A 12,912-nucleotide genomic window follows, 5' to 3' on the forward strand; every position below is an offset into this window, starting at 1 on the left:
CCGGCGCCCCCGCGCCACACCTCCATGGAGAGAAGCAACGTGAACACCAAGAACGTCGTTGGCCTGGCCTGTCTGGCCATGGGCTCATTGATCCCGCTCGCCGCACAGGCGCAGTCCGCGCCCGCCCCCACCTCCTCCGTGTCCATTTACGGCGTGCTCGACATCGGGCTTACGCGCGTGAGCGACATCGGCGGCCAGGGCATCACCCGCATGGACGACGGCATCTCGCAAGGCAGCCGCCTGGGCTTCCGCGGCCGTGAGGACCTTGGCGGCGGCCTCGCCGCCCTCTTCAACCTGGAGATGGGCGTGGCCACCGACGACGGCACGCTGCGCCAGGGTGGCCTGGGCTTTGGCCGTGCCGCCTACGTGGGCCTGGCCGGCCAGCGCTGGGGCCAGATCACCATGGGCCGCCAGTTCGACCAGATGGTGGGCACGCTGCTGCGCTACCACCCCAGCTTCCTGAGCGGCATCTATGGCTTCACGCCGGGCGACGCCGACCGCGTGGCCGGCGCCTGGCTCAACAACCAGATCACCTACGCCAGCCCCGACTTCGGGGGCTTCAAGTTCGCGCTGCAGCGCGCGCTGTCCGAAGGCGGCACCAACACCACCGGCCCGGGCGGCGCCTGGAGCGCGAGTGCGAGCTACAACAGCGGCCCGCTCAACCTGGGCTTCGCCACCACCAGCATCGAGGGCCACACGGTGCGCCCGGGGACCGGTTTCGGTGTCTCTGAGTTCCTGGGCACCACGCTGCCCACGGCCGCCACCGCCTTCGTGCTGCCCGAGTACCAGACCACCGGCCTCGGCGCGTCCTACGCCTTCGGCCCCACCACGCTGGCCGCCCTCACCACGCACGCCAAGTTCACGGCGGCCAACGGCAACTCGGACGCGATGAAGACCCTGGGCGTCTCGGTGTCGCACCAGCTCGGCGCCCTGGTACTGGGCGCGGGCCTGCAGCGCGCCTCGCTGCAGGACTCGGACTGGACCACCACCACGCTCACGGCCGACTACTACCTCTCCAAGCGCACCGACGTGTACGCCACCGCCAACCTGCGCAAGGCCTCGGGCCCGGGCACGCGCGCGGTGCTGGTCACCAACGGCGTGTCTTCCGACGACCACCAGACCGCGCTGCGCGTGGGCATCCGCCACCGCTTCTGAGCGGTAGGCCCCAGGCGACGGAGCCTGGGGCGATCCCGGAGGAAATATAGGTTTTCTCAATACTGCGCTCGAAAAAATTGAATGGCTTTGATGGCCCGGTGAAGCCATGCCAGTCACGGATCCGTCACACGGACTCGAAAGACTGGCGCCATTCCCTTGTCACGGCCGGCACCGCGCACCTCGCGGTACCCGCCATCGAGCCCGATGAACCACCCTGTCCTCCGCGCGCAGAACCTGCGCCGCACCTACGGCACCCGCGCGGCCCTGCGCGACGTGTCCTTCGACATCCGCCCCGGTGAGCGCGTCGCCCTGCTCGGCGCCTCCGGCTCCGGCAAGTCCACGCTGATCCGCTGCCTGAGCGGGCTGGAGACCACCGACGCCGGCACCGGCCGCATCGAGGCCTTTGGTCAGCCGCTGCAGGTGGGTGGCCGCAACAGCGCCGACATCCGCGCCCTGCGCCGGCGCATCGGCGTCATCTTCCAGCAGTTCAACCTGGTGGGCCGACTGGGCGTGATGAACAACGTGCTCACCGGTCTGGCCGCCGACGCGCCGCTGTGGCGTGGCCTGCTGGGCCGCTACACGCTGGAGCAGCGGGCCCGCGCGCTCGACGCGCTGCACACCATCGGCCTGGCGCCTCAGGCCTTCCAGCGCGCCTCCACGCTGTCGGGCGGCCAACAGCAGCGCGCGGCCATAGCCCGCGTGCTGGTGCAGGGCGCCGAGTTGGTGCTGGCGGACGAGCCGGTGGCCTCGCTGGACCCGCAGTCGACCCTGCGCGTGATGGACCAGCTGGCCGCGCTCAACCGCGACGCCGGGCTCACGCTCGTGATCAGCCTGCACCAGGTGAGCCTGGCGCGCCGCTACTGCCACCGCGTGCTGGCGCTGCGCGACGGCGAACTGGTCTACGACGGCCCCAGCGCCGCGCTCACCGCCAGCTTCCTGCAGCAGCTCTATGGCACCGCCGCCGAAGAGCTGCTGCACGACGACCACGACTTCGCGGCCCCGGCCGCCGAAGCGCCACCGCTCGCACTGGTCGCTTGAGAGCGCCGGCCGCGAATCCCTCCGATCCCCTCGCCCTGCAACACACCATGTTCAAGCAAAAAGCCCTCTTCACCGTCGCCGCCACCCTGATCGCCACCAGCGCCACGCTGCAGGCCCAGGAGATCAACTTCGGCATCATCGCCACCGACACGGCCTCGACCCAGCGCGAGCGCTGGGAGCCCTTCTTCCGCGACATGGAGAAGAAGACCGGCCTGACGGTGAAGTCCTTCTACGCGCCCGACTACGCCGGCGTGATCGAGGCCATGCGCTTCAACAAGATCCAGGTGGCCTGGTTCGGCAACAAGTCGGCCATGGAGGCGGTGGACCGCGCCAACGGCGAGGTGTTCGCGCAGGTCATGTTCGCGGACGGCAGCTTCGGCTACAAGGCGCTGCTGATCACGCACAAGGACAGCCCGTACAACAACCTGAACGACGTCTTCAAGAACGCCAAGTCCATCAACTTCGGCATCGGCGACCCGAACTCCACCTCCGGCTTCCTGGTGCCCAGCTTCTACGTGTTCGCACAGAACAAGGTGGACCACCGCACCGCCTTCAAGACCATCCGCAACGCCAGCCACGGCGCCAACATCCAGGCGGTGCTGGCCAAACAGGTGGACGTGGCCACCAACAACACCGAAGAGATCGAGAAGCTGCGCGCCAACAAGCCCGAGCTGCTCGCACAACTGCGCGTGATCTGGGAAAGCCCGCTGATCGCCAGCGACCCCTTCGTCTGGCGCAAGGACCTCGACCCGGCGGTGAAAACCAAGCTCGCGAACTTCGTCGTGAACTACGCGAAGACGGATGAGCAGGAGAAGGCCATCCTGAAGAACATCTACAACTACGGCGGCTTCCGCGCCTCCACCAACGCCCAGTTGATCCCCACGCGCCAACTGGAGCTGTACAAGGACCGCAACAAGGTCGAGCACGACGCCGCGCTCGACGCCAACGCCAAGGCCAAGGCCCTGGCCGAGATCGACGCCAAGCTGGCGCAACTGCAACCGTGAGCGCCTCGGTGAGCACGATGGCGTCCCTGGGCCCCAGCGCCGATTCGATCGCGCAGTTGCGCCAGCGGGCCGCTACCGAGCGCCCCGGCTGGGGCACCTGGGCCGCCTGGGCCGCGGTGGCGGTGCTGCTCGGCTGGTCTTGGCAGGGCGCGGAGATGCGGCCCTGGGCGCTGGTGGACAACGCCGGCAACATCGCCACCTACGCGCGCGACTTTTTCCCGCCCAACTTCCACGACTGGCGCATCTACGCACGCGAGATGTTGGTCACGCTGCACATCGCCGTGTGGGGCACGCTGCTGGCCGTGGTGGCGGCGGTGCCGGCCGGCCTGCTGTGCGCGTCCAACGTGGCGCCGCCCTGGGTGCACCAGCCCATGCGCCGCCTGATGGACGCCTGCCGGGCCATCAACGAGATGGTGTTCGCCATGCTGTTCATCGTGGCCGTGGGGCTGGGGCCGTTTGCCGGCGTGCTGGCGCTGGCGGTGCACACCACGGGCACGCTGGCCAAGCTGTTCTCGGAAGCGGTGGAGGCGATCGACCCGCGCCCGGTGGAGGGCATTCGCGCCACCGGCGCGCACAAGCTGGTGGAGGTGGTGCATGGCGTCATCCCCCAGGTGCTGCCGCTGTGGATGAGCTTCACGCTCTACCGCTTCGAATCGAACGTGCGCTCGGCCTCGGTGGTGGGCATGGTCGGCGCGGGCGGCATCGGCGTGGTGCTGTACGAGGTGATCCGCAGCTTCCAGTACGCCGAGACCTGCGCGGTGCTGCTGATTCTGGTGGTGACGGTGTCGCTGATCGACCTGGCCTCGGCGCGGCTGCGCAGCCGCTTCATTTGAGGCGAACGCAACACCCGCCTCACGCGGGTGTTGCGGGCAGCGGGGTTCGCTCGCATGATCTGCGGCGCCGTCATCGGCCACAAGGAGATCAGCATGCTCGGACTCACCTCACTGGGTTTCATCCACACGCTGCTGGGCCTGGTGGCCCTGGTGGCGGGCGCCCTCTGCTTCTTCGCGGACGGCGCCATCGCCTCGCGCTCCCGCGCGGGGCGCGTCTTCATCTGGACCACGGCGCTCACCTGCCTCACCGGCTTCGGCATCTTCCAGCGCGGCGGCTTCAACATCGCGCACGTGCTGGGCATCCTCACGCTGGTGGTGCTGAGCGTCGCCATCTGGGCCGAGCGCTCGGCGCTGCTGGGGCGCCTCTCAGCCTACGTGGCCACGGTGGGCTTCTCGCTCACCTACTTCTTCCACTGGATCCCCGGCACCACCGAGACCTTCACGCGCTTTCCGCGTGGCGCGCCGCTGTTCAGCAGCCCGGAAGACCCGGCGCTCCAGCAAACCGTGGGCGCGATGTTCCTGCTGTTCGTGATCGGCGCGGCGGTGCAGGTGTGGCGCCTGCGCGCGCGCCGCTCGGTGCCGACGGGGCAAGCCGCGTAGGCCTCTTGCCCGTTTCAGGCTGGCGGCGCCTGCGCCGCCAGCGCCTCGCGCAGGCGCTCGATGGGTGCGAGCTTCGCCTCGTCCACGGGGCCGTTGCGCGTCACGAAGTAGGTGCTCCAGCTGGCGCTGGTCTTGAGCAGCGGCGCCACGCAGAAGCTCTGAGCCTCCAGTTGGCGCGTGGCGTACAGCGGCAACACGGCCACGCCCAGATTGGCGCGCACCAGCGCCAGCGCGGTGGAGAGCAGTTGCACCTCGTGGCCGATGCCCAGGCCTTCGTGCGCGGCGAGCTGGTCCTGCAGCAGCAGGTTCCACTGGCCGCCGGTGCGGCCCACCAGGATCAGCTCGGTGTGGTGCAGGTCGTCCCAGCCCAGGCCGCCCGCCTGCTCGGCCTGTTCACTCAGCGCGCTGCCGCGCGCGCAGACCACGGCGATGCGGTCTTCGAACAGCAGGGTAGAGCGCAACTCGCCCGACAGGCGCAGCGGTGAGTCGATGGAGCCGACCGCGACGTCGGCTTCGCCGTGCAGCAGCATGTCGCCCAGCATGCCGACGGGGCGGTCGAAGAGCGCGATCTTGAGTTGCGGGTCGCTGGCCTGCAGGCTGGCAATGGCTGGCGGCAGCAGCGCGGCCGACGAGAGCGAACCCGCCGCCACACGCAGCACGATGCGCTCGGCGGTTTTCCCGTGTCGCAGGTCTTTCACGGCGCGCTCGATCTCCAGGTCGGCGCGGTTGCCGGCGCGCTGCAGGTGCTCGCCGGCCTCGGTGAGGCTGATGACCCGGCCGCGCTGCACCAGCGGCATGCCGACCTCTTCCTCCAGCTCGCGGATGAGCGAGCTGACGGCCGATTGCGTGATGAAGAGCTTCTCGGCGGCGCGCGTGAAGCTGCCGGTCTGGCCGATGAGGGCCAGGGCCTTGAGCTGGCGGAGGGTGGGCATGGGGAATTATGGTGTGAGCGCCCTGTTCTTCGCGCCGCTTGGTTGGCGTGTCAGGGGCGGGCACAGGACCAGTGACACCACTGAGCGCCAGCTCAGAAAACGGGCTTCCCTTCTCGCGTGCAGGCCGGCTCCGCTGGCCGAGGGCCCGGGGTACGGTGCGGCGGGCGCCTGTGCGCTGGCGAGGAGCGCAGGGTGAGTGGCCCGCGCGCGCAGCGCGCCTCGTGAACTGATTGGCGGCATCTGTTTGAGCGGAGCGCGCAAAGCGCGCGCAGCGAGTTATGCCGCCGGGCCGCTCGCCCGAGCACCGCAGCGAACCCCTCGCGCAGCGAGGGGCAGCGCAGTGAAGCCCGCCGCACCGTACCCCGGGCCTTCGGCCCGCCCACCCGCTGCCAACAAGCCCACATCAAACAACGACGTCCTGCTTACACGGCGACCTGTTCCTTCACGCGGCTGGTCATCAACTCGATCAGGCAGGCCCCCTCCAGCACCTTCGCGGAATCGGGGTCCGCGTCCGGCCAGGCCCGCTCCTCGCCGCTTGCCAGGTCCAGCCAGCGCTTCACGCGCAGGCCCTGCGTGTCCAGCCAGTCGGGCAATTGCATCAGCGCACCGCCACCCAGCGGCAGCACCAGCATCAGCACCGACTGGCCCACGCGCGCCGTGCCCACCAGGAACTGCGGGTCGCGCACCCAGCGGGGCGAGTCGAGCGCCGGCAGCTCGCTCAGCGCGCCGTGCAGGTTGCGCAGGGCCTGGCCTTCGCGCTTGGGGTTGAAGCGGCGGTCCACCAGGCCCGCGCGCGGGAAGTAACCCCGATCGACGTCGCTCAGCGTGTCCAGGAACACGTCCACCCGCGGGAAGCCGCGGCTGGCGAAGGCCGCGCCGAGCGCGCGCACGCCATTGGCCTGCGCGTCGTGGCGCGCCTGGGCCGGGCTGTCGGACGCCAGGCGCACGTGCACCTGCGCGCGCACGCCGTGGCGCGATGCGAACTCGGCCGCGTCGGCGATGCCCTCGTCGAACGGCGTGTCGGCGGCGACGCGGAACACCAGGGCATCGACACCCCGCCCGCGCGTGGTCTCGAGCAACTCGCGCGCCGCCGGATCGGCCGCGCCCGCAAAGCCATGGTCCACCAGCAGCTTGATCTGCTTGCCGTCGCGCGACTGACCCGACGCGCTCCAGAACCGCGAGACATGCAGCGGCACGCCCACGCGCGTGCGCAGCGCGTCGAGCCGATCGCCAAGGTCCGGCGCCAGCGGCCACTTCACGATGAGTTCCAGCGCGCGCAGCAGGTGCCGGTGTTCGCGCAGCAGAGTGATCTGTTCATCCGTGGGCCAGCCGAACAGAAACACCGTGAAGCGGCTGCCCAGCGCGGCCAGGGCCGCCATCCGCACGCGCGAGGCCGGGTCGATCAGGTCGTCCAGCGGCACGCGCAAGTGGCGGATGCCCATCTCCCACAGCGCGAGAATGGGGTAATCGTTGCGCGCCTGCTTGCGGCGGAACTCGTCGAGCATGCTGCTGTAGGGAATCTGGTGCAGCTCGCCCCAGTGGTAGCGCAGGTCCAGGCCGAGGCCGGGCCCCGGCGCGTCGGCGGCCGGCGGCAGTTGCGGCCAGTCGCGCTGCACGCTCGGCGCAGCGCCCTCGGGCCGGTCGTGCGTGCGAATGAACTGCGGCACCAGGCGGTCCTCGTACACGTCCACCACCAGCACGCCGAGCTTGGACACGTCGTTGCGGCCGTTCTCGTGTTCCGGCGGCTGGCCCACCGCGAACAGCTCCGAGTAGTCGCCGCGCACGAAGGCGGTGGACGGCAGCGAGAAGATCGGCGTGCCCGCGTGTGCGTTGAAGAAGAAGTTGTGCACGTGGCCGGTGAACACCGCCGCCAGCTGGTGCTGCGCCACCAGCCCCAGCAGCCACGAGCGCCCGGGCTCGTCGATGTTGTCGTAGTGGCCGTGCTCGTCGGCGCTGGCGATGAAGGGTGGGTAGTGGACGAAGAGCAGCGTGCGCCGGCCCGCGTTTGCCCGCAGGTCGTCTTCCAGCCAGCGCGCCTGCCGAGCCTCGGCGGCCAGGCCCGAGTTGATGAGCGAGGTGTTGATCACCACGAAGTGGCAATCGCCGTGGTCGAAGGCGTAGAAGTGTTCGCCGAAGTGGCGCTGGTACAGCTCCACGTAGGGCTCGCAGATCTCGCCAGCGGGCACGTAGTCGGCGTGCTTGTCGCCCACGTCGTGGTTGCCGGGCACCAGGTGCAGGGGCGCGTTGAGCCGGCCCACCGCGGCCTTGAAGCGCGCCACGGCGTCGGGGTAGGACACGGCCTCGGGCACGGGGTGGATCATGTCGCCCACGTGCACGGTGAAGTCTGGTGCCAGGGCGTTGAGCACGTCCACCGTGTGCGCGAGGCGCGTGTTGGTGAGCCGGTGCGACTCGTAAGGCGAGATCTGGTCTTCGTCGGACGGGTTGACGTGGCTGTCGGCGATGACGGCGAATCGGAACAGGCGGGGGGACATGCGCGCCTTCTCAGCTCGCGGCGGCACCGGAGTACTTGACGGCAGCCTGCCAGAGCTTTTGCTCGCTGGCCATGGTGGCGGCGTAGGCGCGGGCGTCCTGGTAGGCCACGTCCACGCCCACCGCGCTCAGTTGCTCGGCCACGGCCGGCGTGGCCAGCACGCGCTTCATCGCGGCGCTCCACTGCGCGAGGATCGGCGCGGGCGTGCCGGCGGGCATCATGAAGCCGAGGTTGGTGCCGCTGGGAATGCCGCGCACGCCCAGCTCGTCGAGTGTGGGCACGTCGGGCAGCGAGGCGGAGCGCTTCGCCCCGGTCTGGGCGAGCGGCACGATCTTGCCGGACCTGATGTGGCCCAGCGTCGGGCCGATGGCGTCGATGCCGATGTCGAGCTCACCCGAGAGCACCGAGGTGATGGCCGCCGGGCTGCCCCGGAAAGGCACGTGCACGATGAACAGCTTGCGCTGCGCCTTGAGGCTTTCGAAGGCCAGGTGCGCGGTGGTGCCGCTGCCGGGCGAGGCGTAGTTGAGCTGCCCCGGCGTGGCCGAGATGCGCTTGAGCAGCGCGTTCAGGTCGCGCAGGCCCGAGGAGGCCGAGCAGTAGATGACGCTCTGCGCCACGCCGAACTGCGCCACGGGCACGAGCTCCTTGTCCGCGTCATAGGGCAGCCTGGCGTACAGGTAGGGCGCGATGCCGAGGTTGGCCGAGGTGGACAGCAGCGCGGTGTAGCCGTCGTTGGCCGAACGCGCCACCTGGCCGGTGGCGATGGTGGTGGACGCGCCGGGCTTGTTGATGATGGCAACGGGCTTGATGCCCTCGTCAGCCAGGGCGTTGGTGACGATGCGGGCCGCCACGTCCATGGCACCGCCGCCGGGAAAGCCCACCAGCACCTGCACGGGCCGCGCGGGGTAGGCGTCCTGGGCGAAAGAGGGGCGCGCGCTCAACAGAGCGGCGGCGCCGGCGGCGTGAATCAGTTGTCGTCTTTGCATGGGGCGGCCTCGTTGAAGTGCGGCCCATTGTGGGCGGCGAGGCCGATCGACTGAAGCGCAAATTTCTTATGCACGCATAAGCTCAGTTTCTGCGCGCACCATGACGGCGATCACGCACCCGGTGCGGGCACATTCACCCGCGCGCCTGCGCCAGATGCACCGCGCGCGCGCCGAGCTCGTAGAACGCCTCGCGCGCCGCACGCAGCGGTGCGGCGCGCGGCGCCGTCACGGGCAGGGCCATGCCAGCCTCGCTGCACTGCCCCAGCACCAGGCGCGCGAACTCGCGGCCGAACACCGTGCCCGGCGCGATGCCGCGGCCGTTGTAGCCGCTGAAAGACCAGGTGTTGCGCGCCAGGCGGTGCAGGCGCGGCAGGGCGTCGCGGGTCATGCCGATGTGGCCGTACCACTCATGGTCGAAGTCGATTGCGCGCAACGACGGGAACAGCCGCGCGAGCGCACGCCTGCCCCAGTCGCGGTGGATGGCGCGGCCCGCGCCGCGCAGCGCGCCCACGCTGCCGAACACCAGGCGGCCCGCCGCGTCGAGCCGGAACGAGGACAGCACCGTCGCCGTGTCCCAGGCGCCCTGGCGCTGCGGCAGGATGGTGGCGCGCTGGTGCTCGCTCAAGGGCCGCGTAGCGAGGTTGAAGTAGGGGAAGCGCACCAGCTCTTCGTCGAGCCCCGGCCAGGGGCCGCCGGATGCGCTGTAGGCGTTGGTGGCCACCAGCACCCAGCGCGCGTCCACCGTGGCGCCGTGCGCGGTGGTGAGCCGCCAGTGCGAGCCTTCGTCGCCCACGGCCGCCACCGGGGACTGCGTGTGCAGCGCCGCGCCGGCCGCTTGCGCGGCGCGCGCCAGGCCGCGCGCGTAGGCCAGGGGTTGCAGGGTGCCGGCGCGGCGGTCGAGCAAGGCGCCGCGGTAGGCGGTGGTGCCGGTCAGCCGCGCGGCGGCGTCGGCGTCCAGCAGGTCCACCGGCGCGCCAAGGGCCTGCCATTGACGCGCGCGTTCGCCAAGGCCACGAAACCCGGACGCACCCACCGCGCAGTGCAGCGTGCCCTGGCGCACCGCTTCGCAGGCAATGCCGTGGCGTTCGATGAGGTCGAACACCACCGACGGGCCATCGCCCAGGCGCTCCAGCAGGCGCGGGCCGTGCACCGGGCCCAGCCGCTCGGGCAGCGCGGCGGGCATGACCCACATGCCCGCGTTGACCAGGCCCACGTTGCGGCCCGAGCCGCCGAAACCGATGTCGTGGGCCTCCAGCACCAGGGCCGAGGCACCGCCTTCGGCCAGGTGCAGCGCGGCGGACAGGCCGGTGTAGCCGGCGCCGATGATGGCCACGTCCACCGTGGCGTGCCCTTGCAGTGGCGATGCCTCGGGTGCGGGCGGCGCGCTGGCCGCCCACAGGCCGTGGGAGCGCGGGTCGCGCTCAGCCACAGGAGCCTACGTAGCCGCAGGCCGTGCAGTGGTCGCAGCCGTCCTTGCGGATCATGGCGTGCGCGCCGCACTCGGGGCACTTGCGCCCGGCCATCTGGCCCGGCACCGACAAGGCCACCGTCGACGGTGGCGCGACGGGCGTGGCGACGGACACCGCGCCCGCCACGCCACGGCGGCGCTCCAGGATGTTCTGCACCGCGAAGGCCAGGGCCGCGACTTCGGAGTCGTGCCACATGGGGATGACAGCACCGTCCTCGCGGGTGCGCGTGCCCAGGCGCACGGGGCCGCGGTCCCAGGCCACCTTGCGCATGTCGCGCAGCGCGCGGTCCAGGAAGCCACCCCGTGCGGCCAGCGAGAGCAGGCGCATGCTGGCGGTGATCCACTGCTGCGACTCGGCGCGCTGGCCCACGGGCATGAAGAACTCGATGGCGCGCGACTGCGTGCCACTCTGGCCGTCGGCCGCCGGCACAGGCAGGAAGGACACCACGATGTAGGTGGTGTGGTGGCCTTCCTGCGTCCAGTACTCGATCTTCTCGGCCACGGCGTCCAGCGCACCCAGCGGGCGCTGCTCGATCACGCTGCGCATGGGGTCGCCGGGCGCGGGCGCCGTGGGTTCCTCGGCGCTGCTGGCCCCTGGCACCGACAGCACGGCGCCGAGGATGTCATTGGGCCGGTAAGTGGCCAGGCCCTTCAGGCCACCGCGCCAGGCCTTCAGGTACAGGTCCTTGAATTCCTCGAACGGGTAGTCGGCGGGCACGTTCACCGTCTTCGATATGGAGGTGTCGATGAAGGGCTGCACCGCGGCCATCATGCCCAGGTGGCCGTCCACGCCCATCTCCAGAGCGGAGACGAAGTACGGCGGCAACTGCTGCACGTCACCGCCGAGCGCGCGCCACAGGCGCCAGGCGTGGTCGCTCACCTCGTGCTCGCGCGTGCTGCCGTCGGCCTCGCGCTTCTTTCGTGTGTAGGTCCAGGAGAAGGCAGGCTCGATGCCGTTGGAGGCGTTGTCGGCGAAGGCCAGGCTCACGGTGCCCGTGGGCGCGATCGACAGCAGGTGGCTGTTGCGGATGCCGTGTGTGCGGATGGCCTGCTGGATGTCGTCCGGCAGGCGGCTGGCGAAGGTGCCGCTGGCCAGGTAGCTCTCGACATCCAGCTTCGGGAAGACGCCCTTCTCTTTCGCCAATTCCACCGAGGCGCGGTAGGCCGCGTCGCGCAGGCGCTCGGCGATGCGCGCGGCCATGGCCACGCCGGCCTCACTGTCGTATCGCAGCTTGAGCAGGATGAGCGCGTCGCCCAGGCCCGTGAAGCCCACGCCGATGCGCCGCTTCGCCTGCGCCTCGGCGCGTTGCTCGGGCAAGGGCCAGTACGTGAGGTCGAGCACGTTGTCGAGCGCGCGCACTTGCAGGGCCACGGTGCGCTCGAAGGCCTCGAAGTCGAAGGCGGCGTCGCCGCCCACGCCGAAGGGGTGGCGCACGAAGCGCGTGAGGATGACGGGGCCGAGGTCGCAGCAGCCGTAGGGAGGGAGGGGTTGCTCGCCGCAAGGATTCGTGGCCTCGATGTTTTCAATGGCGCGCAGATTGTTGTCGCGCCCGATCGCGTCGATGAACAGGATCCCCGGCTCGGCGAAGTCGTAGGCGGATTGCATGATCACGTCCCACAGCTCGCGCGCGCGAACGGTCTCGTACACCCAGCGGCCGTCGTCGCGCTGGTGCGCGCCGCGGGCCATCTGCTCCGGCCCCGGCTGCGCCGTGTGCACCAGTTCCCAGGGGCCGTCGGCCAGCACCGCGTCCATGAATGTATCGGGCACGGCCACCGAGACGTTGAAGTTGTTCCAGCGCCCGGGCGTGCGTTTGGCGGTGATGAACTCGCGCACGTCGGGGTGGTCGATGCGCAGCACGCCCATCTGCGCGCCGCGCCGCGCGCCCGCGCTCTCCACCGTGGCGCAGGACTGGTCGAACACGTTGATGTAGCTGCAGGGCCCGGAGGCAATGGAGGCGGTGACCTTCACGCGCGCGCCGCGCGGGCGGATGCGCGAGAAGTCGTAGCCCACGCCGCCACCGCGTCGCATGGTTTCGGCGGCTTCGCGAAGGGCTTCGTAGATGCCGGGGTAGCCGGCCTCGTCACGGCCCTGGATGGCGTCGCCCACCGGTTGCACGAAGCAATTGATGAGCGTGGCCTGCAGCTCGGTACCGGCCGCGCTCATGATGCGCCCGGCGCCGATGCCGCCCTGGCACAACAGGTCCAGGAAGCGCGGTTCGAATTCGGCGCGGCGCTCCGGCGCCTCGACGCTGGCCAGGGCGCGCGCCACGCGGGCGAAGAGCTGCTCGCGCGTGGTCTCGCCGTCCTTGAGGTACTTCTCGCGCAGCACCTCTTCGCTGATGGGCTGGGGGTCCAGTTCGGGCAGCAGATCGCGCGCTGTGGGTTCTCGGTTCATGGTCTTGGTG

The 12,912-nt window shown here is 70.5% G+C and carries 10 protein-coding genes; 5 read left to right on the forward strand and 5 right to left on the reverse strand.

The window, feature by feature from the left end:
* The first annotated feature begins 39 nt into the window (after positions 1-39).
* The 5 genes from BN948_RS09715 to BN948_RS09735 all read left to right on the forward strand — a co-directional run bounded on the left by BN948_RS09715 (position 40) and on the right by BN948_RS09735 (position 4,630).
* Complete coding sequence (locus tag BN948_RS09715; protein WP_050980740.1) at positions 40-1,155, forward strand: porin; 1,116 nt, start codon at positions 40-42, stop codon at positions 1,153-1,155.
* A 204-nt stretch (positions 1,156-1,359) separates the two neighbouring features.
* Positions 1,360-2,193: a phosphonate ABC transporter ATP-binding protein gene (phnC, locus tag BN948_RS09720; RefSeq protein WP_009520469.1), complete on the forward strand. Its 834-nt coding sequence runs from the start codon at positions 1,360-1,362 to the stop codon at positions 2,191-2,193.
* 47 nt (positions 2,194-2,240) lie between these two features.
* Positions 2,241-3,197 carry a phosphonate ABC transporter substrate-binding protein gene (gene phnD / locus BN948_RS09725; protein WP_009520467.1) on the forward strand — a complete coding sequence of 319 codons (957 nt, stop codon included), beginning with the start codon at positions 2,241-2,243 and terminating at the stop codon, positions 3,195-3,197.
* A gap of 17 nt (positions 3,198-3,214) precedes the next feature.
* Positions 3,215-4,030, forward strand: a complete 816-nt coding sequence (gene phnE / locus BN948_RS09730) for a phosphonate ABC transporter, permease protein PhnE (protein ID WP_009520466.1) — start codon at positions 3,215-3,217, stop codon at positions 4,028-4,030.
* Positions 4,031-4,123: 93 nt separating this feature from the next.
* Entirely contained in the window at positions 4,124-4,630 is a 507-nt protein-coding gene (locus tag BN948_RS09735; RefSeq protein WP_009520465.1) for a DUF2306 domain-containing protein, read from the forward strand.
* A gap of 14 nt (positions 4,631-4,644) precedes the next feature.
* On the opposite strand, the gene BN948_RS09740 is transcribed toward BN948_RS09735, so the two are convergent.
* The 5 genes from BN948_RS09740 to BN948_RS09760 all read right to left on the reverse strand — a co-directional run bounded on the left by BN948_RS09740 (position 4,645) and on the right by BN948_RS09760 (position 12,902).
* Complete coding sequence (locus BN948_RS09740; protein WP_009520463.1) at positions 4,645-5,562, reverse strand: LysR family transcriptional regulator; 918 nt, start codon at positions 5,560-5,562, stop codon at positions 4,645-4,647.
* Between the two features lie 422 nt (positions 5,563-5,984).
* Positions 5,985-8,054 (reverse strand): metallophosphoesterase, encoded by a 2,070-nt coding sequence (locus tag BN948_RS09745; RefSeq protein ID WP_009520386.1) that lies wholly within the window; start codon positions 8,052-8,054, stop codon positions 5,985-5,987.
* A gap of 10 nt (positions 8,055-8,064) precedes the next feature.
* Positions 8,065-9,039 carry a Bug family tripartite tricarboxylate transporter substrate binding protein gene (locus BN948_RS09750; RefSeq protein ID WP_009520387.1) on the reverse strand — a complete coding sequence of 325 codons (975 nt, stop codon included), beginning with the start codon at positions 9,037-9,039 and terminating at the stop codon, positions 8,065-8,067.
* Between the two features lie 133 nt (positions 9,040-9,172).
* Positions 9,173-10,468 carry an NAD(P)/FAD-dependent oxidoreductase gene (locus BN948_RS09755; protein ID WP_009520388.1) on the reverse strand — a complete coding sequence of 432 codons (1,296 nt, stop codon included), beginning with the start codon at positions 10,466-10,468 and terminating at the stop codon, positions 9,173-9,175.
* Positions 10,461-12,902, reverse strand: coding sequence for an adenosylcobalamin-dependent ribonucleoside-diphosphate reductase (locus BN948_RS09760; RefSeq protein ID WP_009520389.1), 2,442 nt, complete (start codon positions 12,900-12,902; stop codon positions 10,461-10,463). The genes BN948_RS09755 and BN948_RS09760 overlap by 8 nt, the downstream gene beginning before the upstream one ends.
* Between the last annotated feature and the right edge of the window lie 10 nt (positions 12,903-12,912).

Origin of the sequence: Hydrogenophaga intermedia, assembly GCF_000723405.1 — a bacterium.
Lineage (GTDB): Bacteria > Pseudomonadota > Gammaproteobacteria > Burkholderiales > Burkholderiaceae_C > Hydrogenophaga > Hydrogenophaga intermedia.

What these genes read in the sequence shown, in the direction of transcription:
- phnC (WP_009520469.1), top strand. Translation starts at nt 1,360, where the DNA reads ATGAACCACCCTGTCCTCCGCGCGCAGAACCTGCGCCGCACCTACGGC.
- phnD (WP_009520467.1), top strand. Translation starts at nt 2,241, where the DNA reads ATGTTCAAGCAAAAAGCCCTCTTCACCGTCGCCGCCACCCTGATCGCC.
- phnE (WP_009520466.1), top strand. Translation starts at nt 3,215, where the DNA reads ATGGCGTCCCTGGGCCCCAGCGCCGATTCGATCGCGCAGTTGCGCCAG.
- BN948_RS09735 (WP_009520465.1), top strand. Translation starts at nt 4,124, where the DNA reads ATGCTCGGACTCACCTCACTGGGTTTCATCCACACGCTGCTGGGCCTG.
- BN948_RS09740 (WP_009520463.1), bottom strand. Translation starts at nt 5,562, where the DNA reads ATGCCCACCCTCCGCCAGCTCAAGGCCCTGGCCCTCATCGGCCAGACC.
- BN948_RS09745 (WP_009520386.1), bottom strand. Translation starts at nt 8,054, where the DNA reads ATGTCCCCCCGCCTGTTCCGATTCGCCGTCATCGCCGACAGCCACGTC.
- BN948_RS09750 (WP_009520387.1), bottom strand. Translation starts at nt 9,039, where the DNA reads ATGCAAAGACGACAACTGATTCACGCCGCCGGCGCCGCCGCTCTGTTG.
- BN948_RS09760 (WP_009520389.1), bottom strand. Translation starts at nt 12,902, where the DNA reads ATGAACCGAGAACCCACAGCGCGCGATCTGCTGCCCGAACTGGACCCC.